At 63.9% G+C, this 25,492-nt stretch carries 20 protein-coding genes and 2 riboswitches; of the genes, 16 read left to right on the top strand and 4 right to left on the bottom strand.

Annotation, left to right across the window (positions count from 1 at the left end; translation table 11 throughout):
• Nucleotides 1-60: 60 nt before the first annotated feature.
• On the bottom strand, nt 61-2,136 hold the full coding sequence (metG, locus tag U0029_RS15120) for a methionine--tRNA ligase (RefSeq protein WP_114851699.1): 2,076 nt from the start codon (nt 2,134-2,136) through the stop codon (nt 61-63).
• Between the two features lie 175 nt (nt 2,137-2,311).
• A complete protein-coding gene (locus U0029_RS15115) occupies nt 2,312-2,584 on the bottom strand; it encodes a hypothetical protein (RefSeq protein WP_012416169.1) in 273 nt (90 codons plus the stop codon).
• Nucleotides 2,585-2,686: 102 nt separating this feature from the next.
• Here U0029_RS15115 and apbC point away from each other — a divergent pair, with 102 nt between their 5' ends.
• From apbC to dcd, 4 genes are read left to right on the top strand one after another with little or no spacing between them, the layout of a single operon-like run.
• Complete coding sequence (gene apbC / locus U0029_RS15110; protein WP_012416170.1) at nt 2,687-3,781, top strand: iron-sulfur cluster carrier protein ApbC; 1,095 nt, start codon at nt 2,687-2,689, stop codon at nt 3,779-3,781.
• 2 nt (nt 3,782-3,783) lie between these two features.
• Nucleotides 3,784-5,637: an autotransporter assembly complex protein TamA gene (locus tag U0029_RS15105; RefSeq protein WP_114851700.1), complete on the top strand. Its 1,854-nt coding sequence runs from the start codon at nt 3,784-3,786 to the stop codon at nt 5,635-5,637.
• Nucleotides 5,634-9,254: a translocation/assembly module TamB domain-containing protein gene (locus U0029_RS15100; RefSeq protein WP_114851701.1), complete on the top strand. Its 3,621-nt coding sequence runs from the start codon at nt 5,634-5,636 to the stop codon at nt 9,252-9,254. The genes U0029_RS15105 and U0029_RS15100 overlap by 4 nt, the downstream gene beginning before the upstream one ends.
• A gap of 48 nt (nt 9,255-9,302) precedes the next feature.
• Nucleotides 9,303-9,866, top strand: a complete 564-nt coding sequence (dcd, locus tag U0029_RS15095; RefSeq protein WP_012416173.1) for a dCTP deaminase — start codon at nt 9,303-9,305, stop codon at nt 9,864-9,866.
• Here dcd and U0029_RS15090 read toward each other — a convergent pair whose 3' ends face one another.
• Entirely contained in the window at nt 9,867-10,382 is a 516-nt protein-coding gene (locus tag U0029_RS15090) for a GNAT family N-acetyltransferase (protein WP_012416174.1), read from the bottom strand.
• A 79-nt stretch (nt 10,383-10,461) separates the two neighbouring features.
• Between U0029_RS15090 and U0029_RS15085 the strand changes: the two genes are divergently transcribed.
• From U0029_RS15085 to U0029_RS15075, 3 genes are all read left to right on the top strand, one after another.
• Entirely contained in the window at nt 10,462-10,917 is a 456-nt protein-coding gene (locus U0029_RS15085) for a hypothetical protein (protein ID WP_114851702.1), read from the top strand.
• A gap of 156 nt (nt 10,918-11,073) precedes the next feature.
• Complete coding sequence (locus U0029_RS15080) at nt 11,074-13,341, top strand: arginine/lysine/ornithine decarboxylase (RefSeq protein ID WP_012416176.1); 2,268 nt, start codon at nt 11,074-11,076, stop codon at nt 13,339-13,341.
• Nucleotides 13,342-13,401: 60 nt separating this feature from the next.
• Nucleotides 13,402-14,589 carry a BaiN/RdsA family NAD(P)/FAD-dependent oxidoreductase gene (locus U0029_RS15075; RefSeq protein WP_114851703.1) on the top strand — a complete coding sequence of 396 codons (1,188 nt, stop codon included), beginning with the start codon at nt 13,402-13,404 and terminating at the stop codon, nt 14,587-14,589.
• Here the strand turns inward: U0029_RS15075 and U0029_RS15070 are convergent.
• Entirely contained in the window at nt 14,586-15,644 is a 1,059-nt protein-coding gene (locus U0029_RS15070; protein ID WP_236824200.1) for a LacI family DNA-binding transcriptional regulator, read from the bottom strand. The genes U0029_RS15075 and U0029_RS15070 overlap by 4 nt on opposite strands.
• A 252-nt stretch (nt 15,645-15,896) precedes the next feature.
• Here U0029_RS15070 and U0029_RS15065 point away from each other — a divergent pair, with 252 nt between their 5' ends.
• The 9 genes from U0029_RS15065 to gcvT all read left to right on the top strand — a co-directional run bounded on the left by U0029_RS15065 (nt 15,897) and on the right by gcvT (nt 25,475).
• Nucleotides 15,897-17,111 carry an ABC transporter substrate-binding protein gene (locus U0029_RS15065; RefSeq protein ID WP_114851758.1) on the top strand — a complete coding sequence of 405 codons (1,215 nt, stop codon included), beginning with the start codon at nt 15,897-15,899 and terminating at the stop codon, nt 17,109-17,111.
• 52 nt (nt 17,112-17,163) lie between these two features.
• Nucleotides 17,164-18,036: a branched-chain amino acid ABC transporter permease gene (locus U0029_RS15060; protein ID WP_012416180.1), complete on the top strand. Its 873-nt coding sequence runs from the start codon at nt 17,164-17,166 to the stop codon at nt 18,034-18,036.
• Nucleotides 18,037-18,048: 12 nt separating this feature from the next.
• The gene (locus U0029_RS15055; RefSeq protein ID WP_114851705.1) at nt 18,049-19,830 is read left to right on the top strand and encodes a branched-chain amino acid ABC transporter ATP-binding protein/permease; all 1,782 of its coding nucleotides are present in this window, start codon (nt 18,049-18,051) and stop codon (nt 19,828-19,830) included.
• On the top strand, nt 19,814-20,518 hold the full coding sequence (locus tag U0029_RS15050; protein ID WP_012416182.1) for an ABC transporter ATP-binding protein: 705 nt from the start codon (nt 19,814-19,816) through the stop codon (nt 20,516-20,518). The genes U0029_RS15055 and U0029_RS15050 overlap by 17 nt, the downstream gene beginning before the upstream one ends.
• Before the next feature lie 32 nt (nt 20,519-20,550).
• Nucleotides 20,551-21,090: a 2,4'-dihydroxyacetophenone dioxygenase family protein gene (locus tag U0029_RS15045; RefSeq protein ID WP_039051432.1), complete on the top strand. Its 540-nt coding sequence runs from the start codon at nt 20,551-20,553 to the stop codon at nt 21,088-21,090.
• Nucleotides 21,091-21,103: 13 nt separating this feature from the next.
• Nucleotides 21,104-21,871: an SDR family oxidoreductase gene (locus tag U0029_RS15040; RefSeq protein WP_012416184.1), complete on the top strand. Its 768-nt coding sequence runs from the start codon at nt 21,104-21,106 to the stop codon at nt 21,869-21,871.
• On the top strand, nt 21,868-22,965 hold the full coding sequence (locus tag U0029_RS15035) for a glycerol dehydrogenase (protein WP_082011646.1): 1,098 nt from the start codon (nt 21,868-21,870) through the stop codon (nt 22,963-22,965). Before U0029_RS15040 ends, U0029_RS15035 begins: the two co-directional genes overlap by 4 nt.
• The gene (locus U0029_RS15030) at nt 22,962-24,017 is read left to right on the top strand and encodes an alcohol dehydrogenase (RefSeq protein WP_114851706.1); all 1,056 of its coding nucleotides are present in this window, start codon (nt 22,962-22,964) and stop codon (nt 24,015-24,017) included. Before U0029_RS15035 ends, U0029_RS15030 begins: the two co-directional genes overlap by 4 nt.
• A gap of 58 nt (nt 24,018-24,075) precedes the next feature.
• Nucleotides 24,076-24,167: riboswitch (glycine riboswitch) on the top strand.
• A gap of 24 nt (nt 24,168-24,191) precedes the next feature.
• A riboswitch (glycine riboswitch) is annotated at nt 24,192-24,303 on the top strand.
• A gap of 71 nt (nt 24,304-24,374) precedes the next feature.
• Nucleotides 24,375-25,475, top strand: a complete 1,101-nt coding sequence (gene gcvT / locus U0029_RS15025; RefSeq protein ID WP_012416187.1) for a glycine cleavage system aminomethyltransferase GcvT — start codon at nt 24,375-24,377, stop codon at nt 25,473-25,475.
• The last annotated feature ends 17 nt before the right edge of the window (nt 25,476-25,492 follow it).

Below are 25,492 nucleotides of genomic sequence, written 5' to 3'. Positions count from 1 at the left end.
TACCGGTAAAGCAAAGGGGCGCCCATTTCGCGATGGGCGCCCCTTTGCTGGACCTGGGTTTTAGTGGATGCGCATGCCAGGTTGCGCACCAGGCCAGGGCTCGAGCACGTAGATCCCGGCGTCGACCTTTTCGTCGGCGTGGCTGGCGGCCAGCACCATGCCTTCGGATACTCCGAACTTCATTTTGCGCGGCGCCAAATTGGCTACCAGCACCGTCAGCTTGCCAATGAGGTCTTGGGGCTTGTAGAAGGACTTGATGCCGGAGAAGACATTGCGGTGGCGGCCTTCGCCTGCGTCCAGGGTCAGGCGTAGCAACTTGGTCGAGCCTTCGACCTCTTCGCAATTGATGATTTTGGCGATGCGCAGGTCCACCTTGACGAAATCATCGATGGAGATGGTGTCAGCCAGGGCTTCGCCGCCTGGTGTGGGAGCGGGAGCGGCAAGTTCGGCGGGCGGCTCGAACAAGGCATCGAGCATTTGCGGATCGACACGCTGCATCAGATGCTTGAAGGGGGCCACCTGAGCCGGCAGGTCGGCGGCATCGCTCCAGATGAAGTCACGCTGGGCGCCGAACAGCTCACGCGCCACGCGCGAGGTCAGGGCGGGCAGCACCGGGGCAAGCATGACCGACAAGGCTTTGAAGCCGGCCAGGGCGCGCGAGCAGATGTCTTGCAGTTGGGCGCGGCGGGCCTCGTCGGCCTCGGCGAAGCCCTTGGCCAGGACCCAGGGCTGAGCGGCGTCGAAAGCCTGATTGATGCCGTCGGCGTAGGCCATGATTTCACGGATGGCGCGGTTGAACTCGCGCGCCTCCAGGGCTGCGCGGATCGATTCGGTTTGCTGCGCGAACTCGGCCGACAGCGCAGCGGTATCGCCCAGATACGCGAGCTTGCCCTCGAAGTGGCGGGTGATGAAGTTGGCCGCGCGGCTGGCGATATTGACGTATTTGCCGACCAGGTCGCTGTTGACGCGGGCGATGAAGTCCTCGGGGTTGAAGTCCATGTCTTCAACGCGTGCGTTCAGCTTGGCCGCCATGTAGTAGCGCAGCCATTCGGGGTCCATGCCGACTTCGAGATAGCGCAGCGGGGAAATGCCGGTGCCGCGGCTCTTGGACATCTTCTCGCCGCTGACGGTGATGAAGCCGTGCACATTCAGGGCGTCGGGTGTCTTGCGGCCGGCGAACTTGAGCATGGCAGGCCAGAACAGCGCGTGAAAATAGATGATGTCCTTGCCGATGAAGTGGACTTGTTCGGTGGCGCTGGACGGGTCGAGCAGCGCGTCGAAGTCCAGGCCGATCTTGTCGCAGTAAGATTTCAGCGAGGCCAGGTAGCCGACCGGGGCGTCCAGCCAGACATAGAAATACTTGCCCGGCGCATCGGGGATTTCAATGCCGAAGTAGGGCGCGTCGCGCGAGATATCCCAGTCGCCCAGCTTGGCTTCGCCCTCTTCGCCGCCCAGCCATTCCCGCGTCTTGGCCTGGACTTCGGATTGCAGGTGCTTGATGCCGTTGCGATTGCTGCCGGTCGTCCATTGCTGGAGGAATTCCACACAGCGCGGATCAGAAAGTTTGAAAAAGAAGTGGTCTGAACGCTTGAGTACCGGGGTGGCGCCGGTCAGGGCGGAATAGGGCTGGATCAGTTCGGTGGGGGCATAGACGGCACCGCACACTTCGCAGGAGTCGCCGTATTGGTCTTTGGCGTGGCAGCGCGGGCATTCGCCCTTGATATAGCGGTCGGCGAGGAACATGCCCTTGACCGGGTCGAAAAACTGTTCGATGGAGCGCGTTTCAATCAGGCCGGCCGCCTTCAGCGCCCTGTAGATTTCGTGCGACAGGGCGACATTCTCGGCCGAGTCCGTGCTGTGCCAGTGGTCGAAACGGATATGGAAGCCGTCGAGGTAGCGGGGGCGCTCGGCCGCGTAGCGGGCCACGAGTGCTTGGGGCGTGATCCCTTCCTTTTCGGCCTTGAGCATGATGGGCGCGCCATGCGCGTCATCCGCGCCCACGAAGTGCACCGTGTGCCCCGCCATGCGCATCGAGCGGACCCAGATGTCAGCCTGGATGTATTCCATGATGTGGCCGATATGGAAGGAGCCGTTGGCATAGGGCAGAGCAGTGGTGACGAACAGGGTGCGTGACATGTCGGATCTGACGTTGAGAGGAAGGCGGGCAACACCCGCCAGGAAGCGAGAGGCTATTTTAAGGCCTGGCGCGGAGGGCGAGGCCAGACGGGCAAGCCATGGGCTTGCCCGCTAAACGGGGGGCAGGGGCAGAGCGGGGGCATAGTAAACGGATTGCCCGCCGTGCCGGGCGGAGCTAGCGGATTTCGCGAGCCTCGACGTCGATGACGTCTTGGGTGCGCGTGGGCGCGCTGGCGCCGGGGAAGGGCCCCTGAAAGGGTCGGTTCGCCTGGCGTTGGCTCCAGTAGGCGCGCACGCCAAAGGGTTTTCCGCGCACCTTGGCAACCAGATACAGAATGCCCAGTGCGATCACGGTCGAGGCCATGAACACCAGCGCCATCAGCGTGCCGATCAAGCCCAGCAAGATAATGGGAATGGCGCGGAGAAAACGAATGAGGGCGTTTGTCATGGATATAGGATGTTAAAACAGGGCATTAGGTTCCCTTGCTTCCGCTATCCTTGTGGGTAACGGTTGATGCGAATCCCGCCTTGCCTCTGAAATCATAGTGACATGAGTATAACGATAGACCAAATCCGCGCCGCGTTGCGCGGAGTTTCCGATCCGATAACCGGCCTTTCCCTGGGCGCTTCTGTAAAAGATCGTGACATCCACATCGAAAATGGCCGGGTTCGTCTCCTGATCGAACAAGGCTATCCCGGGCTGGCGGCACAGGCGCGCCTGGCCGAGCTGGCCCGTGACGCGCTGGCCGCCGTAGGGGTTGATCAGGCCGAGATCGCGGTCAAGGTGGCTGTGCAGGCGCATGCCGTGCAGCGCGGCCTCAAGCCCCTGCCCAATGTGCGCAATATCATCGCCGTGGCCTCGGGCAAGGGGGGGGTTGGCAAAAGCACCACTTCGGTCAATCTGGCCCTGGCCCTGGCGGCCGAGGGCGCCAGTGTAGGCGTGCTTGACGCCGACATCTATGGGCCCAGCATCCCGACCATGCTGGGCATCACCGGCCGTCCGGAGAGCCTGGACAACAAATCGATGGAGCCCCTGGTGGGCCATGGCATCCAGGCCAATTCCATCGGCTTTCTCATCGATGCCGACTCGCCCGCCATCTGGCGCGGGCCGATGGTGACCCAGGCGCTGGAGCAATTGTTGCGCCAGACCAACTGGCGTGACCTGGATTATCTGATTGTCGACATGCCGCCGGGCACGGGCGATGTGGCGCTGACGTTGGCCCAGAAAGTGCCCGTGGTGGGCGCGGTCATCGTGACCACGCCTCAGGATATCGCGCTGCTGGACGCACGCAAGGGCCTGCGCATGTTCCAGAAGGTCGAGGTGCCGATTCTCGGCGTGGTCGAGAACATGGCTATCCATGTGTGCAGTCAGTGCGGCCACGCTGAGCATATCTTCGGCGAGGGCGGCGGGCAGCGCATGGCGGCCCAATACGAGGTGCCCTGGCTTGGCAGCCTGCCGCTGACCCTGGCCATCCGAGAGCAGACCGATGCCGGCGCGCCCACGGTGGTGGCGGACCCGCAAAGCGAGGCCGCCGGCCTGTATCGCGAGATTGCTCGCAAGGTGGCCGCACAGGTGGCGGCTCTGCCGCGTGACATGGCAGGGCGGATGCCTTCGGTTGTCGTTCAGCAGCAGCGGCCCTCCTGAGGATGCGCGGGTCACGAGCGGCCGTTGTCCTGGCAGCCCTGGTGTATGTGTCCCATGCCCAGGCCAAGCCCGAAATCATCATTGATCCGGGCGGCGTTACGCCACAGTCGCTGAAGGTCATCACCGAGGCGGTTGATGCAATCGCCCGGCTGGCGGAAGACCAGGACGGCGGTGAAACCACCCGTTTGCGCCGCCGTGCGCGCGATGCGACCGTGGCCGCTCTTGCGACACAAGGGTATTTCTCGCCGACGGTGACCTTGGCGCCCGGCACCGATGTGGCGGGCGATACCTGGGACATCACCATCGGGCCAGGGCCGCGCGCGACGATCCGCTCGGTAGACCTGCAATTCACGGGCCGCGTGCTGCGGCCGGAATACGCGGCCCGCATTGCCCAGTGGCGCGAAGACTGGAGCCTGAAGGTCGGTCAGCCCTTTATCAACGACAACTGGAGCAAGGCCAAAGCCACCCTGCTGGATAATGTCTCGGCGCGGGACTTCATGCTGGCCGCCATGACCGGCTCGCAAGCGGATGTCTATGCCGAAGACGCCAAGGTAGACCTGAAGGTCGTGATCGACAGCGGCCCGCTGGTGCGTCTTGGCGCCTTGCAGACCCAGGGGCTTGAGCGTGTGCCGGAAAGCCTGGTCACGCGGTATGTGCGCTATGACAAGGGCGCGCCCTACAACCAGGAGCAGCTCGATGACTGGCAGCAGGAGCTCCAGTCGACCGCTTTTTTCCGCGGCGCCTTCGTGACCCTGCGCCGTTCGGGCGCGCAGCCGGTCCAAACCGAGACGTCGCCGCCATCGGGCCCGCCGGCCGATGTCAAAACGCAGCCCGCCCCGGCCGTGGCGCCGCAGGCCTACGATTCGGATGGCGAACTGACCCTGCCGGTAGATGTCCGTGTGGTCGAGGCGCCGCCCAAGGCCCTGACCGTGGCGGTGGGCTTCGACGATACCGCCGGCGCGCGTTTTGAAACCTTGTATCGCCAGAATGTGGTGTTTGGCCTGCCGCTCACGATGGAGACCGGGGTGGGCGCCGACCGTTTGCAGCAGCGCGCTTTCATGGATTTCACCCTGCCGCCGGACGCACGCGGGCGGCGCAATTCCATCGGTGTGCTGGCCCAGCATTCGGATATCCAGGGGCTGGATGTCACGCGTTACGCCCTGGGTTTCACCCAGGCGCAGGATCGCAAGGCGGCCGGCGAGAGCCGGGTGGAGTATGAAACGCGTTGGGGCGGTCTGTTGGCGCATGACCATGTCCAGATCGATGGCGGCCCGACCTATGACCTGCCCACGGCCACGCTGACGGCCGACTGGCTGCGCCGCGACGTGGACAGCAAGTACGACCCGCGCGAGGGCAACCTGATTGCGGCGGGCGCAGGCCTGGGCGCGGTGCTCGATAATGGCGATCCCTATCTTCGTCTGCGGCTGCGCGGCCAGAAATGGTGGCCGGTCGGCCAGCGGGATGTCCTGACGCTGCGCGGCGAGCTTGGGCGTGTATGGTCCAACAGCAAGACGCACGTCCCTGACGATTTCGGTTTTCGCACAGGGGGCGCGCGTTCCATCCGCGGCTATCGTTATCAAAGCATCGGTTTGAAGCGCAATAGCGCTACCGTCGGAGCGCCGACCCTGGCGGTCGCAAGTGTTGAATACGACCACTACTTCGATGAGCGCTGGGGAATCGGCTTTTTTGTCGATGCGGGCGATGCCGCCGAGTCTTTTGGCTCCATGGACCTCGCGGTGGGCTATGGCGTGGGCGCACGCGTGCGCACGCCCGCCGGACCTCTGTTTCTTGATGTGGCCTATGGCCAGCGTGAGCGCGATCTGCGCTTGCATTTTTCGCTGGGGATCGCGTTTTGATCAAGCTGCGCGCCGTCTTGCGGCATGTGCTCGTGTGGTGGTTGCCGGGCTTGGCCATGCTGGCTGCGCTGGCGGCTTCCTTTGTGCTTTGGCTGGTGGCCACCCAGAATGGCAGCCGTTTACTGCTGACTTCGGCCGTGCAGCTATTGGATGGCCAGATCGAAAACATCGAAGGTTCTGTCCTGCGCGGTCTGCGCATAGGCAAATTGGATGTCACGGTGGCCGCAACCCAGGTGCGGGCCGACGACCTTGGGCTGGACGTGGATTGGCGCGCGCTCGGTCAAGGGCGCGCGCATGTGCGGGCACTGACGGCCGCCAATCTGGCTATCGGCTTGCCGCCTTCGGAGGAGGCCGGGGCTAAGCCGCCACAAGAGAGCGGTTTGCCCGAGTCCTTGTCCTTGCCGGTTTCCATTGATGTCGATCGGCTGGCGGTAGGCAGGTTTTCGCTGACTCAGGCTGGCAAGCCCTTGCCGGTCGCCCTGAGCGATATCGTGCTGGCCTTGCATGTGCAACGAGACAAGGCGGCGCGTCTGGCTGTCGAGAGTCTGCGTGTCGATCATGATGAGGGCCAATTGCGCCTGAACGGCGTGCTTGATTTGCATGAGCTGGCCGCACCCTGGCCTTTATCGGCTCAGATCGAGGCGCGGGCGGCCGCCACGCGGCCGGACTCCACACTGTGCGCCGAATGGGATCATGCGGGACGCAAGCGCGAGGAAGCGGCCGCCAAGGCGGGCGAACTGGGCGCCTACCTCATGACTCAGCCGCAGGCGCAGCATCAAGCTGCAGCCTTATTAGGCCGGGATGCCGTCATCGATGACACCGGCCGGCAGCGCTGGCTCGAAACCCTGGATCAGATGTGCCCGGTCACGGTGTCCGTCCGTGCGCAAGGGTCGATGGATCAATTGGCCCTTACGCTCAAGGGGGATGGCGGGGGCATTGCGATCGATGCGCAGGCCGCGCTCGCGCCGCTGGCGGCTTTTCCGCTGCGTGGCGCGCGGGTGGACATCAAACGGGATGATGGCTCTGGCCTGAGCGCCACGCTCGATTGGCAAACGGCCGAAAAGGCGGGGGCGCCGGATCACGTCAAGGCCGAGCTGCGGGCGGATCGGTTGGATCTGCGCAGGCTGGTCGGTGATCGCCTGCCGCAGGCGTTGTTGAGCGCGCAGGCCGAGGTGCAGGCTGAGGTCTTGAACCTGAGTGAGCTGCTTTCGGCCAGTGTGCGGCTGAATATCGCCCCGGACAGCCGCTGGAACCAGCAAGCCCTGTCGGGTGCGGTGAAAGCGGATTTGCGCGCCGGTGGGGGCGCCCTTGCGCCGGGTCTGCCTGCGGGCTGGCGCCTGCCGATGCTGGATATCGACCTCACCCTGGGGAAAAACCGTATTCTTGCGCAGGGTGAGCTACAGGCGCAGCGCGCCAGGCTCATGCTGGATGCGCGGGCCCCGGAGCTGGCCGCTTTCTGGCCCGATCTGCCTGGCGGCGCCGTGCTCAAGGCGACGCTGGATGGCGATGCGGCGCATCATCGGGGCAAGCTCGATGCGCGCTACACCCCGCCTGGTGCGCAGCCCAAGCTTCTGGGCCGTGCGCTGGTCGAGGCCCGTTTGGCTTTTGACGGCGGCTGGGCGGAGCAGGATGGTCAGGCAGGCTGGCGTGGCAAGCTGACGGGCTTGTCCGCGCAAAGCGCCGGCTTCACGGTCGCCATTCCCGGCGCCATGGCGCTGGCTTATTTGCCGGATGCCCCGCAATGGCAATGGCAGGTGGGCGCGGCGCAGATCCAGGCGGTTTTCCCGGACAAGCAAAGCCTTGTCTTGTCTCACGCCGGTTCGCGTGGCGGGCCTGAGCGTTGGGAAAGCGCCGGACGCGCCAATAATTTCGTCTTGCGCGCCTCTATGGTGCGCCAACTGATGCAGGCCCTGGAACCTGAGGCGGGCGCGGCGGCGAAGGTCAATGCCGTGACGGCAGATGTGCAACGCCGCATCGCGCTCGATTTTTCCTGGGATCTGAAATATGACCAGGCCTTGTCGGGGCGGGTCCGTCTGGCGCGGCGGGATGGGGATTTGCAGATCCCAGGCGATCCGCCGATTCCCTTGGGCCTGAAAACCTTGCAACTGGACCTGAGCGCTACGCCGGGCGGGGGTAATGCGAGCCGGATCAATGCGGCTTTGGCGCTGACCACCGAGCACATGGGCGATGTGAAGGCCACAGCCAGCACTCAGCTCCGAGGTTTGACGCTGCCGCCTAATCAGGCGATACGCGCCGAGGTGTCGGCGGATATCGCCGATCTGGCCTGGGTTGGTTTGTTCGTGAGCGACACGCTGGAGTTGGGCGGCTCTCTGCGCGCCAATGTGCGCGCCGATGGGTCCTTGGGCGGCGCTTGGAAGGCCTCAGGCAGTATCGAGGGCGACAAGTTGCGCATGGTGCGCATCGATGATGGCGTACGCCTCATGGACGGCACTCTGCGGGCCCGCCTTGACGGCGACCGGGTGGTGCTGGAGTCCCTGCGCTTTCCTGCCGTGCTGCGTGTCATGCCGGATGAGTGGCGCACGAAAGAGTGGATCACCACCAATCCGGGCGCCAAGGGGGGGTATCTGGAGGCCAAGGGTGACTGGAACCTGGCGGAGTCGGCGGGCCGGGTCGGTGTGACGCTGTATCGCTTCCCGGCGCTTCAGCGTTCGGACCGCTACGCGATGGTCAGCGGCAAGGTGGATATCGACGCCGCCCTGCCCCGGGTCAGCATCGACGGCAGCATCACGGCGGACGCGGGCTGGTTCAGCCTGGAAATTCTGCAAGGCGTGCCCACGCTGGATGACGATGTGCGGGTGGTGCATCCAGGGCAGAGCCTAAAGGCCGGCCCCCCCATCCAGTTGAGCATGGATCTCAAGGTGGACATGGGGCCGCGCTTTTACATTACCGGCATGGGCCTGGACGCCGGGCTGGTCGGCAGTATCCAGATACTGATGCAAGACGGTAGGTTGAGCGGCATCGGCGCCCTGCATACGCGGGACGGCGGCATCGAGGCTTATGGGCAAAAGCTGCGCCTGCGGCGAGGGACTCTGACCTTCCAGGGCCGATTGGACAATCCCCTGTTGGATATCGAGGCTCTGCGCACCGGCAAGGCGGTCGAGGCGGGCGTGCGCGTGGCGGGCACAGCCCAACGGCCGCGTATCGATCTGGTCTCCTACCCCGATGTCAGCGATGTCGAGAAGCTGTCCTGGCTGGTGTTGGGGCGCGGCCCTGATGCCGGCGGCGGCGATACCGCGCTCTTGCTGTCCCTAGGCACATCCTTGTTGAGCGGCAAGGGTCCGCCCCTGTATAAGCAGTTCGGCCTGGACGATGTCAGCATGCGTACCGGGGCCATTGGCAGCTCGGGCAGTGTGCTGCCCGACCGCACCGTGGCCAGCTCCGTCAACCGGGATGCCGATGCCGATCTGGCCACCCAGTTCCTGGTTGCCAGCAAGAATTTCGCCAATGGCATCACGCTGAGCGTGGAACAGGCCATGTCCGGCAGCGAAACCGTAGGCCGGGCCAGCTATGCTTTGGCGAAAGGCCTGTCCCTGGATTTGAAGGGGGGGTCCGTCAATGGCATCGAGCTGGTCTACCGCTGGCTGGGCGGGCAATGAGCCCGACGCGATAAAATAGTCGCCGATTGCATATAAGGTAGAGAATTCATGAGCATCAAAAGCGACCGCTGGATACGCCGCGCGGCCGAGGGCGGCATGATTGAACCGTTCGAGGCCGGACAGGTGCGCACCGTAAACGGCGGGCGCATCGTCAGTTATGGCACGAGCAGCTACGGCTACGACGTGCGCTGCGCCGACGAGTTCAAGATATTCACCAACATCAACTCCACCATTGTTGATCCGAAGAATTTCGACGAAGGCTCTTTCGTGGATTTCAAGGGTGATGTCTGCATCATTCCGCCGAATTCGTTCGCCTTGGCGCGCACGGTGGAGTACTTCCGCATTCCCCGCAGCGTGCTGACCATCTGCCTGGGCAAGAGCACCTATGCGCGTTGCGGCATCATCGTCAATGTCACGCCGCTGGAGCCCGAGTGGGAGGGCCATGTAACGCTGGAGTTCTCCAACACTACGCCCTTGCCGGCCAAGATCTACGCGGGCGAGGGCTGCGCCCAGATGCTGTTCCTGGAAAGCGATGAAGTCTGCGAGACCTCGTATCGCGACCGTGGCGGCAAATATCAGGGCCAGCGCGGCGTGACCCTGCCGCGCACCTGATCAGTCATCGAGCGGCTTGAGCATCAGGGTTTCGTCGATGGGGCGGCCATCGATGTACAGGGCCGCTGGTTCATGGCCATAGGCCTTGAAGCCCAGGCTGCGATACAGCTGGCAGGCCGCGAGCTTGCTGCTGTTCACGGTGAGCAGCAGTTGCCGCAGCCCCTGCCATTGCCGGGCATGATCGATGGCGCTCAGGATCAACTGCCGCCCTAGACCTGCGCCACGTTGCGCGGGCGCAACGTATACCCCCCAGATCACCGCCTTATGCTGCTGCTTCAGCGGACTGAGGCGGTATAGGCCTGCACAGCCCACCAACCGCTCGGCTTCCCAGGCGCCCAATACCAGGCTGGCCGAGGTGGGCGTGATCCGTCCTGCCCATTCCTGAGTCGTAAGCCTTTGTTCTTCTTCGTAACTTGATCCAAAGGCGTCGGGTGTGTCGCATAGCGCGGCCAGGCGTAGCGCTTGAAACGATGCGGCGGATTCGGGCCCGAGCGGGCGTATGCAGGCTGAACTCATCAGTGATACCTTGTGCGAAGGGGCCCGTGCTGACGCCGCAGCCCTGGCGTAACCATACCCGAACGCGCAGGAGTCGCCGATGTTTGGTCTGTTCAAGAAAAAAGCGCAGGCGGTATTGCCCAATCCAGAGGTGCAGGCTGAGTTTATCGACCGGGTAAGCCAGGCCGCTGCGGACTTTCTGGCTGCGCTGTCCGACACGCAGGGGCTGGATTATCAGCCGGCCAGTGTGGCCTTGCTCGACAGGGTCGCCGCGCGTGTGCGGGCCGGCACCCTGAGCTTATCGCCCATGCAGCGGGTCGGCATGGCCGCCTATCTGTACGAAGTCGCGCGGCGCGCCCACGGGGGGCAATACGAGGTCTGCGACAACGATGATCCCGTGGTGCTCGTGATAGGCGAACCGGTGTTCGACGTTTGTCTCTGCGGTATTTCGCGGGTGGAAAGTACGCTCCAGGGCAGGGTGCAAGAACCCCTAGCTGTTTTCTATGGGCGTTTTGAGGCGGCTGTGCGCGCCGCCCGCCCGGCCCTATTGCGTTGAGCCCGACAAGCAATTTGGCCTGCTGTCATCGCGTGACCAAGAATCCGTCCTACAATTCTCCCCGAATCGCCGGCTCCACGTCCGCTTGATCGTTTCAGGCGGGCGTCCCCGAAGTACACTCGCGTCCGTTTTGCCTTGCCGCCCAGGAGCGCCAGCATGAAATTTCGCTTCCCCATTTTCATCATCGACGAAGACTTCCGTTCCGAGAACGCCTCGGGTCTCGGGATTCGCGCCTTGGCGTCGGCCATCGAGGCCGAGGGCGTGGAGGTCATCGGCGTGACGAGTTATGGCGACCTGAGTTCTTTTGCCCAGCAGCAAAGCCGCGCGAGCGCCTTCATCCTGTCTATCGATGATGAAGAGTTCGATGTGGACTCTCCGGAGGACGTGGCCAGCGCGATCAAGAATCTGCGCACCTTCATCGGCGAGCTGCGGTTTCGCAACGCCGACATCCCGATTTATCTGTACGGCGAGACGCGCACCTCGGAACACATTCCGAATGACATCCTGCGCGAGCTGCACGGCTTCATCCACATGTTTGAAGACACGCCCGAGTTCGTGGCGCGTCACATCATCCGCGAAGCGCGCAGCTATGTTGACAGCCTGCCGCCGCCGTTTTTCCGCGAACTGGTCAAGTATGCCCAGGATGGCTCTTATTCCTGGCACTGCCCCGGCCACTCGGGGGGCGTGGCTTTTCTGAAGAGCCCGGTGGGCCAGATGTTCCACCAGTTCTTCGGTGAAAACATGTTGCGCGCCGACGTATGTAATGCGGTCGATGAATTGGGCCAATTGTTGGACCACACCGGGCCGATTGCCGAGTCGGAAGTCAATGCCGCGCGCATCTTCCATGCCGATCACTGCTACTTCGTGACCAACGGCACCTCGACGTCGAATAAGGTTGTCTGGCATGCCAACGTCGCCGCCGGCGACGTGGTGGTCGTGGACCGTAATTGCCACAAGTCGATTCTGCACGCCATCACCATGACGGGCGCTATTCCGGTGTTTCTGCGCCCGACGCGCAATCACCTGGGCATTATCGGCCCCATTCCGCTCGAAGAGTTTGACCCCGAGAACATTCGCAAGAAGATCGAGGCCAATCCCTTCGCCCGCGAAGCCAAGAACAAGAACCCGCGCATCCTGACCCTGACCCAGAGCACCTATGACGGCGTGATCTACAACGTCGAAATGATCAAGGAAAAGCTCGGCAGCTATGTCGATACGCTGCACTTCGATGAGGCCTGGCTGCCGCACGCCTCTTTCCACGAGTACTACCAGGACATGCATGCCATCGGCCAGGACCGTCCGCGCAGCAAGGACGCCATGGTGTTCGCTACGCACTCCACGCACAAGCTGCTGGCCGGTATTTCGCAGGCCTCGCAGATCATCGTGCAGGAATCGGAGTCGCGCAAACTGGACCGCAATGTGTTCAACGAAGCCTACCTGATGCACACCTCGACTTCGCCGCAATACGCCATCATCGCTTCTTGCGATGTGGCCGCGGCCATGATGGAGCCGCCGGGCGGCACCGCACTGGTCGAAGAGAGTATCCGCGAAGCCCTGGACTTCCGCCGCGCCATGCGCAAGGTGGAATCGGAGTATGGCAAGAAAGACTGGTGGTTCAAGGTGTGGGGCCCCAATCGTCTGGTGTCCGAAGGCATCGGCAACCGCGACGAATGGATGCTGCAAGCCAATGATCACTGGCATGGCTTCGGCGAGCTGGCCGAAGGCTTCAATATGCTGGACCCCATCAAGGCCACTATCATCACCCCGGGCCTGGATATGTCGGGCAGCTTCGGCGAAACCGGTATTCCCGCGGCGCTCGTGTCCAAGTATCTGACCGAGCACGGCGTGGTGGTCGAGAAGACGGGTCTCTATTCCTTCTTCATTCTGTTCACCATCGGCATCACCAAGGGCCGTTGGAATACGCTCTTGACCGCTTTGCAGCAGTTCAAGGACGATTACGATCGCAACCAGCCTCTGTGGCGCATCCTGCCCGATTTCTGCCGCGAGCACCGCAAGTATGAACGCCTGGGTCTGCGCGATCTGTGCCAGATGATCCACGAAGCCTACCGCGAGCGCGATGTGGCGCGCCTGACCACGGAAATGTATTTGAGCGATATGGTGCCCGCGCTCAAGCCTTCGGACGCCTTTGCCAGGATGGCGCACCGCGAAGTCGAGCGTGTGGAGATCGATCAGCTCGAAGGCCGCGTGACCGGGGTGCTGCTCACGCCCTATCCGCCGGGTATTCCGCTCTTGATTCCGGGCGAGCGCTTCAATCGCACCATCGTGCAATATTTGCAATTCGCGCGTGAGTTCAATGAGCGCTTCCCCGGTTTCGAAACCTATATTCACGGCCTGGCCGATGAGGTTGGTCCGGACGGCGCCAAGCGCTACTACGTGGACTGCCTGAAGGAAGGCGACGCCTGATCGGGCGGGAATGCTTCAGCAACGATGGGCCGCAAGGCCCATCTTTTTTCAGGAAGCCACATGTTTGATGTCGCCATCGTAGGCGCCGGCGCGGCGGGCATGATGTGCGCGGCCGTGGCAGGCCAGCGCGGCTTGTCGGTCGTGCTGATCGATCATGCCAGCCGTCTGGCCGAAAAAATCCGTATCTCGGGCGGCGGGCGCTGCAATTTCACCAATCTGGGTACCAGCCCCGGCCAGTTTCTCTCCGAGAATCCGCATTTTTGCCGGTCTGCGCTGGCGGGCTACACGCCCCAGGACTTTCTGAGCCTGATGCGCGAGCATCGCATCGCCTGGCATGAAAAACACCGCGGCCAGCTATTCTGCGACAACAGCAGCGAGGACATCATCGAGATGTTGCGCAGCGAATGCGACCGTGGCCGGGTGTCCTGGCGCATGCCTTGCGCGGTGCGCGAGATCGCCCGGGAAGGCGAGACCTGGGCGCTGGCCACCGATGGCGGCGCTATTCGCGCGGGCAAGCTGGTAATCGCGACGGGCGGCATGGCCATCCCGCAGCTTGGCGCGACGGACTACGGGTTGAAGATCGCAAGGCAGTTCGGTCTCAAAGTGGTCGAGCCGCGTCCGGCCCTGGTGCCGCTGACTTTCGACCCCCAGCAGTGGCAAGCCTTTGCCGAGTTGTCAGGCCTGGCCTTGGAGGTCAGCCTGACGACTGGCGAGGGCAAGGCCCGGGGGGAGTTTCTCGAAGACCTCTTGTTTACGCACCGTGGGCTGTCGGGTCCGGCTATTTTGCAAATTTCCAGCTATTGGAAGCCAGGGACGCAGATCCGCATCGATCTGGCGCCGGGCCGCGATCTGGGCGATGAGCTGCTGGCGGCTAAAACGGGGGCGCGCCAGCAACTGCATACCCTGCTGTCCGGCCTGTGGCCCAAGCGGCTGGCCGATACCTGGCTGGCGGGGGAGCCTGGGCTGGGTCATGCCAGGCTGGCCGATGTTCCCGATCGCCGCTTGCGCCAGCTGGCTGCCGGCATCCATGCCTGGTCGCTTATCCCCACCGGAACGGCGGGATACAAGAAGGCCGAGGTGATGCGAGGCGGGGTGGATACGCGCGGTCTGGACCAGAAGTCCATGCAGGCGCGGGCGGTGCCTGGCCTGTACTTTATCGGCGAAACCGTGGATGTGACCGGTTGGCTGGGCGGTTATAACTTTCAGTGGGCTTGGGCATCGGCCGCTGCCTGCGGCCGGGCGCTCTAAGCGCGGGTTTCAGTCTTTGCGGCGCGGCGCGGCGCAGTGGCGGGAGCGCCCAAGCTGCCCCGTTCGAGCACAGTGTGCGGCAGCGGGCCGCTAGGCGCCGGCTCACGGTCTTCAATCAGGTCGACGATATGGCGCGCGGCCCGCCGGCCGATCTCCTGCGCCGGAATACTCACGGTGGTGAGTTCCGGCTGCATCATTTCGCCCTCGTCGATACCGTCAAAACCAACGATGGAAAGCTGTTCCGGTACGGCAATGCCCAAGCGTCGGCACTCGTGCAAAGCCCCCATGGCCAGCAGGTCCGTGCCAAAGAAAATAACCGACGGACGCTCGGGGCGTGACCAGTACTCACGGATGGCTTGGCGGCCGCCTTCGAATGAAAAGGGTTGCTCGTTGATCCATTCGGCCGGCACAGAAAGCCCCTGTTCGCGCAAAGCGCCTAGCACGCCGTTGCGTCGTCCGCGGGCGCGTTCGTTGCGCTCTATCGGGCCGCCGCAAATGCCAACACGGGTATGGCCGTGCGCCAGCACGCAGCGCGCCAGATCGTAGGCGGCCGTGTAGTTCGAGATGCCGACGCAATGCGGATAGTTGCTGTCGTCTACCGACCAGGTCAGCACGTAAGGCAGGCTGCGTTGATGCAGCAGGGCGAAGACTTCTTCACTGTGATCGGTGCCCACCATGATGATGCCGTCCACCCCGCGCTCGACCGTTGCGCGCAGCACGGCGGCTTCGTCATCGATGTGATATTCGTGGCTGGCGATCAGCAGTTGGTAGCCCATCTCCCACAGGGTTTGCTGCATGGAGTGCGTGGAGTGCGCATAGATGGGATTGTTGAGCGTGGGGTAGACCGCGCCCACCGTGCGGGTGCGGCGCGAAGCCAGCGCCGCGGCGGCGCCGTCGCGGATATAGCCCAATTGCGCGACGGCGCGGTTCACGCGCTCGAGCGTGGCCGGTTTGACCTCATTGGGCACGGACAGCGCCCGCGATGCGCTGCCCAGCGAAACGCCGGCCAGTTTGGCGACATCGGCAAGGGTGGGGCGGCGTATGGAGGGTTTCATAGGATTGGAAGCCAAGCGGCGAGTGTAAGCAGGACGCTCCTGGGGAAAACGCGAAGTTTACGCGGAGCAGATTGACAGCTTGCCAGAGTTGGCCTCAAAATTGAAGCGTTTCAAAAATATAGAAGCAACCTGAGATAGCCAAAAAGCCGATTTTTAATCATGAATTGGCTTTTTTTTGAAAACAAATTTGAAGCGCTTCAAGTGCTTTGGATCTGGTGGCCTCTTGGGAATGACGACAACTGGAGACAAGACATGGAAGTGGCGAAGGTTTGTGCGCGCCTGTTGGCGGGCATGTCCGTGGCGTTGGGCCTGACGGCCACCACGCTGGCGGCTGATGAGATCAAGATGGGGGCGTTGTTTCCTTTCAGCGGCGGCCTGGCCCAGTTGGGCGATGAAAGCTATCGCGGTCTGCAGATGGCCATCGAAGAGCGTAATGCCAAAGGCGGCCTGCTGGGCAAGCAGATCGTGCTGGTCAAGGCGGATGCCGTTGACGCCAATCAGGCCGTGGGCGAGGCCCGCCGGCTGACTTCCGTGGAAAATGTCGCGGCCGTGTTTGGCAGCTTCTCCTCGGCGCTGTCTTTTGCCGCAACCCAGGTGACCGAGCTGGCGGGCGTGCCCTTTCTGGAGCTGGGCGCGGTTTCCGACAGTGTGACGGACCGCGGTTTCAAATACGTGTTTCGCAGCAACTCCACTGCGCGCGACTTCGCCAATGGCACCATCGAGGGCGTCGTCGATGTGATTGGCCCGGCGCTCAAGACCGATCCCAAGGCGCTCAGGCTGGCCATCATTCACGAGGATGGCCTGTACGGCAAAACGATCGCGGGCTTCCAGCAGGAGCGCGCCAAGGCGCTGGGGCTGAATGTGGTGGAGGTGCTGCCGTATTCGGCCAAGGCCGTAGACCTGTCGTCCCTGATCCTGCGTCTGCACGGCGCCAAGGCCGATGTGGTGTTGCAGACCTCTTATCAGAATGACACGATGCTGTACTTCCGCCAGGCGAAGTCGGCGGGCTTTAAGCCGCGTGCGGTCATCGGCGCTGGCGGCGGCTATTCCTTGTCGGACACGGCCAAGGCGCTGGGCGGCGAGATGGACGGCGCTTTTGACGTCGACTTTCCGCAATTCGCCATGAACGAGAAGGGTGCGCCGGGCCTGTCCGACTTTGTGACGGTCTATAAAAAGCGCTTCAACAGCGAGCCGCGTTCTGGCCATAGCCTGGTGAATTATGTTGGCGCGAAAGCCTTTCTGGATGCCATCGAGCAGGCCGGCTCGCTCGATAAGGACAAGGTTCGCGCTGCGGTGCTGGCCTACAAGCAGCCGGTCGGCAGCAATGCGGCGGGCTGGGGCTTTGACTTTGGTGAAAACGGCCAGAATCGCGCCGCCACCACCACCTTGATGCAGTGGCAGGACGGCAAGCTGGTTACGGTGTGGCCCAAGGCGGCCGCCGTGACCGAGCCCATCATCAAGCGCTGATCTCGCATATCCCGGTGGACAGGGTTTCCTGTCCACGCTAGGACATTCCCAGATGGACATTCTTCTGCAACTGATCGTCAACGGTCTGCTGCTGGGCGGCGCTTACGCCATCATCAGCATCGGCCTGACTCTGATCTTCGGCGTGGTGCGCGTCGTCAACTTCGCGCACGGCGAGTTTTTGATGGTGGGCATGTACGCCACCTATCTGCTGGCCATGAATCTGGGCTGGCATCCCTATGTGTCTCTGGCCCCGGTGGCCCTGTTGCTCTTCGTCATTGGCGCGGCCATGCAGCGCTTTGTCGTCCAGCCCTTGCTGGACGCCGACGGGCATATCCAGATTTTCGCCACCGTGGGCGTATCCACGGCGCTGATGAATCTTGCCTTGCTGGTGTTCGGCGCTGACGTGCGCGCCACGCCCGTGGAGCTGGGCACCGGCATTATCAGCCTGGGCAGCATCAGCGTCGTCAGCGGCCAGCTCATCACGTTGATCGCGGCCCTGGCGCTGGCGGGCGGCATGCATTGGTTCATGACGCGCACCTATCTGGGCCGGGCTTTTCGGGCCGTCGCCCAGCATCGCAATGCGGCCGCTCTGATGGGCGTCAATGTGCGCGGCATCTATGTGCTGGCGTTCGGCATCGGCTCGGCGTTTGTCGGCGTGGCCGCCGCCCTGCTCACGCCGCAATACCCCGTGTTTCCGACTATCGGCACCTATTTCGTGCTCACCGCCTTCGTCATCGTGGTGCTAGGCGGCATGGGCAGTCTGTTCGGGGCTTTGCTGGGCTCCATGCTGATCGGGCTGGTGGACAGTCTGGCCGGCTATTACATCGCGCCGGATCTCAAAGAGGTCGTGTATTTCGCGATCTTCCTGCTCATCCTGGTGCTGCGCCCGACCGGTCTGTTCGGCCTGGGCCGCGGATCTGAATAAAGAGAGGCTGCCATGTTTCCCGATATCCGACGCCCGCGCGTCTACGTGGGGCTGCTTGCGCTGTCCCTGCTGCTGATCATTCCTCTCCTGATCCAGTCGCCTTTTGCCTATCACCTGTTCGTGCTGATCTGTCTGTACGGCGCGCTGGCGACGGCCTGGAATATTGTCGGCGGCTATGCAGGACAGCTTTCGCTGGGTCATGCCGTGTTTTATGGGGTGGGGAGTTACGCCGCCACGCTGCTGGTCATCAACTTCGGCATTTCGCCGTGGATAGGCATGTTCGTGGGGATGGCGGTGGCCGCGCTGGTGGCTCTGCTGATTTCCTATCCCACCTTCCGTTTGCGCGGACCCTTTTTCGCGCTGGCGACGATTGCCGTGCTGGAGGTAGTCAAGCTGCTGGTGGTGAACCAGGACAGCTGGACCGGCGGCGCGGCGGGCCTGAGCGTGCCCTTGAACATCGGCCTGGAGTGGATGATCTTCCGTGAGAAGTGGGCCTATTTGCTGGTGGCCTTCGGCATGCTGGCGATCACAATCTGGGTGGCCTGGGCCATACGCCATTCGCGCCTGGGTTTTTATCTAGTGGCCGTGCGTGAGCGCGAGTACGCCGCGCCGGCGGTCGGCATCGATACGGTGCGTGTAAAACTGGCCGCCGCCGTGATCTCGGCCATGCTGACGGCGATGGTCGGCTCCTTCCATGCGATGTATCTGACCTTTATCGAGCCTTCTGCGGCTTTTTCGCTGGAACTCTCGATCCAGATCGCCATGTTTGCGCTCATCGGCGGACTGGGTAGCGTGGCCGGCCCGCTGGCCGGCACCGTGCTGGTCGTGCCGATCGCTGAACTGGCGCGTGGCTGGCTGGGCGCCTTCGGCAGCGGCATGCATGGTTTCATCTATGGCGTCATTCTGGTGCTGGTGGTGTTGACGATGCCACGCGGCATTGTGGGTCAGTTCGGCGCCCGAGTGCGGGCCTGGGTCGATCGCCTGCCCGGTCCGACGGAAAGCCCCGTCGCGCCTGCGGCGGCGCCCACGCTCGCTCAGAGCGCGGGCGTGGGGACGCCGATTCTTAAAGCCGAGTCGCTCAACAAGCACTTCGGCGGCTTGCACGCCACCAACAATGTGTCGCTCACGCTGAACGAGGGCGAAATTCTTGGCGTGATCGGGCCTAATGGCGCGGGTAAAACCACGGTATTCAATCAGCTCTCGGGGTTTATCCGGCCGGATAGCGGCACGGTGAGCGTGCGCGGCCCGGCAGGCTGGGAGCAGCCGGCCGATTCGCGCGCCTTTGCCCGTGCGGGGGTGGGGCGCACCTTCCAGATCGCCCAGCCCTTTGCCGGCCTGAGCGTGCTGGAGAACATCATGCTGGGCGCGTTCTTGCATACCTCGGATCGGCGCGAGGCCGAGGCGATCGCGCGCCAGGTGGCTGATCTTACCGAGCTGACGGCCAGCCTGGATGCCGAGGCGCGCAGCCTGACCGTGGGCGGCCTCAAGCGTCTGGAAGTGGCGCGGGCGCTGGCCACGCGACCCCGCATCCTCTTGCTGGACGAAGTGATGGCTGGGCTCAATCCCACCGATGTGGAGCGCGCCATCCGCATGGTGCGCCGGGTGCGCGACGCCGGTGTGTCCGTGCTGCTCATCGAACACTTGATGCAGGCAACCATGGCGTTGTCGGACCGCATTCTGGTTATCAATCTGGGCCAGGTGCTGATCAGCGGCACACCCGAGGCGGTGGTGAACGATCCGCAAGTCATCGAGGCCTATCTCGGCAAGGAGTACCTGCATGCTCAAAATTCGTGATCTTTCCGCCGGTTACGGCAAGAGCGAGGTGTTGCAGGGCATCTCCCTGGATGTGCCCGAGGGCAAGGTGGTCACGCTTATCGGCGCGAATGGCGCGGGCAAGACCACCACGCTTAAGACGCTGTGCGGCTTGATTCGTCCGTCGGCGGGCACCATTGAGTTCGAGGGCCGCCAGATTGCCGGTGAAACGCCGCATCAGATCGTTGAGCGCGGCATCACCATGATTCCGGAGGGGCGGCAGCTTTTCCCTTTCCTGACGGTGCGCGACAACCTGCTGATGGGGGCTTACAAGCGTAGCGCCAGGCCGGTTGCGCAGGAGCGTCTGGAAGAGGTGTTGACGCTGTTTCCGCGTGTGCGCGAACGTCTGGACCAATTCGCGGGGTCGCTGTCTGGCGGCGAACAGCAGATGGTGGCCATCGCGCGCGGCATGATGGCCTGCCCCAGGCTGTTGATTTTCGATGAGCCTTCGCTGGGCCTGTCTCCGCTCCTGGTCGAGCAGATGTTTGCGGTGATTCGCGATGTCGTGCGCCAGGGCATCACCGTGCTGCTCGTCGAGCAGAACGTCTACCACACGCTGAAGCTGGCCGACATGGGCTATGTGTTGGAAAACGGCCGTATCGCCCTGTCGGGCAGCGGCGAGGAATTGTTGAACAGCCCGCATGTGCGGCGCGCCTATCTGGGCCATTGAACACTGCGCAGACGCGCAAGGAGATATTCATCATGAGCGGAAACATCCATCGACCCGATGAGCAGGCCATCGCCTATCGCCTGCCGCAAGCGCCCGATATGATGCGCGACCTCGTGCATCCCGGCGTCGCGACAGACTGGTTGGCCGACGACAATCTCTGGGTGCCTTCTTCGGCGACCGTCTCTTTCAAGCCTTTGTTGTTCAGCGCTAGCCAGGGCTATTACATCAATCTGTTGCGCGTGCGCGGCAGCGGCGTCGTGTCGCGCCATCGCCATACCGGCCCGGTCCATGCGATGGTGCTCAAAGGGCGCTGGTATTACCTGGAGCATGATTGGGTCGCGGAGCAGGGCGGCTACGCCTTCGAGCCGGCAGGCGAAACGCATACGCTTTTCGTGCCCGAGGATGTGCCCGAAATGATTACCTGGTTCCACGTTACCGGCGGCTACACCTATGTGGACCCGGAAGGCGTGGCGCAGGGCTACGAAGATGTATTCACCAAAATCGAGACGGCCCGCAAGCACTATCGTTCGCTCGGTCTTCCCGATGACTACGTCAAGCAGTTCATCCGCTGAGCCGGGGCCCGCCATGCAGCAGGATCACGAAGGGCGTGTTGTATTGGTGACCGGCGGCCTGCGCGGCATCGGCCAGGCCATCGTGGCCGCCTACGCCGAGCGCGGCGCGGCGGTCGGGGTGGTCGATCTGGATGAAGAGGCGGGCCTGAGGCAGGCCGCCGAGTTGCAGGCGCAAGGGGTGCGCGCCGCCTTCGCGGCGGCCGATGTGGGCGATTTCGAGGCCTGTCGCCGGGCTGTCGCAAGCCTGAGCGAGACCTTGGGCATGCCCGATACGCTGGTCTGCAACGCGGGAATTTCCCCCAAGCATGCCGGGCGGCCGGCCCCCGTGCACGAGATGGACCCGACCGAGTGGCGCCGGGTGGTGGCTGTCAATCTGGACAGCGCCTTTTATTTTTCCCATCTGCTGGCGGGCAGCATGATTCAGCGCGGGTTTGGGCGCATCGTGTTGATGTCATCGGTAGCTGGCAAGGTGTATCTGGACATGGTGGCCGCGCATTACAGCGCCACCAAGGCGGGCATTGCCGGCCTGACCCGCCATCTGGCCGGAGAGCTGGGGCCGCACGGCATTACCGTCAATGCCCTGGCTCCGGGACGCATCGATACGCCGCTGGTGCGCGGTGTGGCTGATGGCGTCAACGACGAGGTCGTGGCCCGCACGCCCCTGCGGCGTCTGGGCCGGCCCGCCGAGGTGGCGGACACTTGCCTGTATCTGACCTCTGCACAGGCGTCCTTCGTAACCGGGCAGGTGATAGACGTGGCTGGTGGCTGGGTGATGTCGTGATCGCCGGGATGGGCTTTCCGGGGCGTTATGTGCAGGGCCCTGGGGCCTTGGCGCATCTTGGGGAACTGCTGGCGGAACTGGGCTGGTCGCGCCCTACCGTCGTCGTGGACCCCGCCGTCGCGCCGCTTGCAGCAGTGCTGATGGCCGACATGCCGCGCCTGCCCTTTGCGGGCGAGTGCAGCAGCGAGACTATCGCGGCGCTGGCGGCCGCCGTGCCGCCGGACAGGGATTGCCTGCTGGCCTTTGGCGGGGGCAAAACGATCGACGCCGCCAAGGGAGTGGCGCGAGAGCGGGGCCTGCCCATCGTGGTCTGTCCCAGCGCCGCGTCGAGTGACGCGCCGACCAGCCGATTGATAGTGCGTTATGACGCCGAGCACGCGGTGGCCGGTGTGGACAAGCTGCGTCGCAATCCGGATGCCGTGGTTGTGGACACCGACGTCATTGTGCGAGCGCCAGCGCATTTGTTCGCTGCCGGGATCGGCGATGCCCTGAGCAAGGCTTTTGAGGTGCGCGCCTGCGTCGCGGCGGGCGGGCGGAATGCTTATGGCTATCGCGCCACGGATACCGCCCAAGGTCTGGCCCGTTTGTGCCTGGAGGTGTTGCTGGCGCGAGGGGTGCCGGCGATGCAGGCAGTGCGCGCGCAGCGTGGCGGCGCCGATGTCGAGGCCGTGGTCGAAGCCACGGTCTTGCTTTCGGGCCTGGGCTTCGAAAGCGGTGGCCTGTCCTTGGCGCATGCGCTCATCCGGGGCTTGACCACCGTGCCTGAGCTGGCGGTGCGTCTGCATGGCGAACTGGTGGCCTTTGGCACCCTGGTCCAGATGGCGGCCATGGGCTGCCCTGCCGCTGAAGCCGGCCCGGTGCTTGGTTTGATGCGAGCGGTAGGCCTGCCCGATTGCCTGGCGGCTTTGGGTTTGCAGCGAGAACTGAACGAGGCGCAGTGGCGAAGGCTGATCGAGGCCACGCTCGCGACGGATTACAGCCGGCATCTCGTGCCTGCCCTCACGCCTGCGCGTTTGCGCGCGGCGCTTGACGTGGCGCAGGCCTGGGCGACGGCAGAGGATGGATGCGCAAGCAGCGCAGGAGACAATCAATGAAAAGCATGCAAGTGACAGAGTTCGGCCAGCCCCTGGTCGCCGCAGAATCGCCCACGCCGGTGCCGCGAGGCCGCGAGGTCCTGCTGCGTGTGCGCGCGGCAGGGGTATGCCACACGGATTTGCACCTTTGGCATGGTGGCTATGATCTGGGGCATGGCCGCACGCTGTCCCTGAAAGAGCGTGGCGTGACGCTGCCTCTGACCATGGGCCATGAAACCGTGGGGATGGTCGAGGCGGTTGGCGAGGACGCCGGCGAGGTGCCGGTGGGCGCCTTGCGCTTGATCTACCCCTGGGTCGGCTGCGGCGAGTGTGAGGTCTGCCGGGAAGGGCGGGAGAATCTATGCCTGACGCCGCGCACGATAGGCATTAACCGGGCGGGGGGGTATGCGGATTACATCGTGGTTCCCGATCCGCGCTATTTGGTGGATCTGCATGGGCTAGACCCGGTGCGGGCCGCTCCGCTGGCCTGCTCGGGGCTGACCTGCTTTTCTGCCTTGCGCAAGATTGGCGAGGACGTCCTGGCGCGCGGCCCCATTGTGGTGGTGGGGGCAGGCGGCCTGGGCTTGATGTGCCTGAAACTGCTGCAGGCGCTGGGTCTGCCCGGCGCGGTCATGGTCGAGCTTGATCCTGCCAAGCGCGAGGCAGCGTTGCAGGCGGGCGCGCTGGCCGCCATCGATCCAACACGGCCCGATGCGGCGCAGGCTATCCGCGATGCGGTGGGCGGTCCGGTGCGCGCGGTGCTGGATTTGGTGGCCAATCCGGCGTCCGCCGCCCTGGGGTTTGATCTTCTGACCAAGGGCGGCCGGCTGGTGCTGGTCGGTTTGTTCGGCGGCGCCGCACCCTGGCCGCTGCCGCTCATCCCCATCAAGTCCATCACCATCCAGGGCAGTTATGTGGGGTCGCTCCCCGAGTTGCGGGAGTTGGTGGCCTTGGTCGCGCGTGAGCGCCTGGAGCTTATCCCCGTGGCCACCTGCGGCATGAGTGCGTTGGGCGAGGCTTTGCGTGATCTTGAGGCCGGGCGTGTCGTCGGGCGCGTCATCATGACCCCCTGAGGCGCGCGCGCCGGGGTTTTGCCTGCCCCCGCTTTCGTTGTATGCTTCGCACGCTGTCATGCATGTCGCGGGAGAGAGCGGGCCATAGGCCCGCCGCCGAAGGCGCAATTCGCCCGGAATCGCTCAGGTAACCCATACCGCGCATTGCTCGGCCTGCTGTTTCGCGGCGGGCTGTCACAGCACTCTGGAGAGACCTGGCGCCGCGACGCGGCCAGCCCAGGCGCCGAAGGTGCAAACCCGCGATGGCTGCGGGGCAACTCTCAGGCAAAAGGACAGAGGGGCGGAATCCCGACCGGCTACCGGGCGTTTTCCGCATCCCTGGGGCCGGCATTTTCTATGCCACTGGAGCGCCCTCGCATGTCCGCCTCTTTGAAACATACTCCCCTGGCCGAAACCCATCTGGCCGCTGGCGCCCGCATGGTCGATTTCGGCGGCTGGGAAATGCCGCTGGCCTATGGCTCGCAACTGGAAGAGCATCATGCCGTGCGTCAGGATGCCGGCATGTTCGACGTTTCGCACATGTTGAACGCCGATATCACCGGCCCGGACGCGACGGCTTTTCTGCGCTATCTGGTGGCCAATGATGTCGCGCGCCTGAACACACCGGGCAAAGCCCTTTACTCCTGCATGCTCAATCCGCAGGGCGGCGTGATCGACGACCTGATCATTTATTACTTCGCGCCGGACTCCTGGCGCGTGGTCGTCAATGCCGGTACCGCCGAAAAAGACATGGCTTGGATGGCGCGCGTGGCTGCCGCCGGCAACTTTGATGTCGTCATCACGCCCCGCCGGGATCTGGCCATGATTGCCGTGCAGGGCCCCAATGCCCGCGCCAAGGTCTGGGCGGCCCGTCCCGCCTGGCAGCCTGCATCCGAGGGGCTTGGCCCGTTCACGGCCGCCATCCTGCCGGAAGATACCCTGGTGGCCCGCACGGGCTATACCGGAGAAGACGGTTTCGAGATTGTGCTGCCGGCCAGCGCTGCCGTTGCGCTTTGGCAGGATCTGGTCGCTCAGGGTGTGCGTCCCTGCGGGCTGGGCGCGCGCGACACGCTGCGTCTGGAGGCGGGCATGAATCTCTACGGCCAGGATATGGATGAACTCGTTCAGCCGAATCAGGCTGGTCTGTCCTGGACGGTGTCGCTCAAAGATGCCGAGCGCCGCTTCATCGGCCGCGATGCGCTGGAGCAATTCGCCACGCCCTGCGCCTTTCTGGGCCTGAAGTTGTCCGAGCGTGGCGTCATGCGCGCGCACATGGCGGTGCGCACGCCGCAGGGCATGGGCCTGACCACCAGCGGCACCATGTCGCCCACCTTGGGCGTGTCCATCGCCTTCGCCCGTCTGCCGCTCGATGTGCAGCCGGGTAGCGCCGTCGAGGTGGACATCCGCGGCAAATGGGTGCCGGCGCTCGTCTGCAAATTGCCCTTTGTGCGTAACGGCAAAGCCGTCGAACACTCGTAAACTTGTCTCTTGTGCGC

Source organism: Bordetella avium, assembly GCF_034424645.1.
Classification (GTDB): domain Bacteria; phylum Pseudomonadota; class Gammaproteobacteria; order Burkholderiales; family Burkholderiaceae_B; genus Bordetella; species Bordetella avium.
This window is presented reverse-complemented; position numbering and strand designations above follow the sequence as displayed.

Excerpts from the sequence above, each read along its gene's own strand:
- metG (WP_114851699.1), bottom strand. The coding sequence starts at position 2,136 with ATGTCACGCACCCTGTTCGTCACCACTGCTCTGCCCTATGCCAACGGC.
- U0029_RS15115 (WP_012416169.1), bottom strand. The coding sequence starts at position 2,584 with ATGACAAACGCCCTCATTCGTTTTCTCCGCGCCATTCCCATTATCTTG.
- apbC (WP_012416170.1), top strand. The coding sequence starts at position 2,687 with ATGAGTATAACGATAGACCAAATCCGCGCCGCGTTGCGCGGAGTTTCC.
- U0029_RS15105 (WP_114851700.1), top strand. The coding sequence starts at position 3,784 with ATGCGCGGGTCACGAGCGGCCGTTGTCCTGGCAGCCCTGGTGTATGTG.
- dcd (WP_012416173.1), top strand. The coding sequence starts at position 9,303 with ATGAGCATCAAAAGCGACCGCTGGATACGCCGCGCGGCCGAGGGCGGC.
- U0029_RS15090 (WP_012416174.1), bottom strand. The coding sequence starts at position 10,382 with ATGAGTTCAGCCTGCATACGCCCGCTCGGGCCCGAATCCGCCGCATCG.
- U0029_RS15085 (WP_114851702.1), top strand. The coding sequence starts at position 10,462 with ATGTTTGGTCTGTTCAAGAAAAAAGCGCAGGCGGTATTGCCCAATCCA.
- U0029_RS15080 (WP_012416176.1), top strand. The coding sequence starts at position 11,074 with ATGAAATTTCGCTTCCCCATTTTCATCATCGACGAAGACTTCCGTTCC.
- U0029_RS15075 (WP_114851703.1), top strand. The coding sequence starts at position 13,402 with ATGTTTGATGTCGCCATCGTAGGCGCCGGCGCGGCGGGCATGATGTGC.
- U0029_RS15070 (WP_236824200.1), bottom strand. The coding sequence starts at position 15,644 with ATGAAACCCTCCATACGCCGCCCCACCCTTGCCGATGTCGCCAAACTG.
- U0029_RS15065 (WP_114851758.1), top strand. The coding sequence starts at position 15,897 with ATGGAAGTGGCGAAGGTTTGTGCGCGCCTGTTGGCGGGCATGTCCGTG.
- U0029_RS15060 (WP_012416180.1), top strand. The coding sequence starts at position 17,164 with ATGGACATTCTTCTGCAACTGATCGTCAACGGTCTGCTGCTGGGCGGC.
- U0029_RS15055 (WP_114851705.1), top strand. The coding sequence starts at position 18,049 with ATGTTTCCCGATATCCGACGCCCGCGCGTCTACGTGGGGCTGCTTGCG.
- U0029_RS15050 (WP_012416182.1), top strand. The coding sequence starts at position 19,814 with ATGCTCAAAATTCGTGATCTTTCCGCCGGTTACGGCAAGAGCGAGGTG.
- U0029_RS15045 (WP_039051432.1), top strand. The coding sequence starts at position 20,551 with ATGAGCGGAAACATCCATCGACCCGATGAGCAGGCCATCGCCTATCGC.
- U0029_RS15040 (WP_012416184.1), top strand. The coding sequence starts at position 21,104 with ATGCAGCAGGATCACGAAGGGCGTGTTGTATTGGTGACCGGCGGCCTG.
- U0029_RS15030 (WP_114851706.1), top strand. The coding sequence starts at position 22,962 with ATGAAAAGCATGCAAGTGACAGAGTTCGGCCAGCCCCTGGTCGCCGCA.
- gcvT (WP_012416187.1), top strand. The coding sequence starts at position 24,375 with ATGTCCGCCTCTTTGAAACATACTCCCCTGGCCGAAACCCATCTGGCC.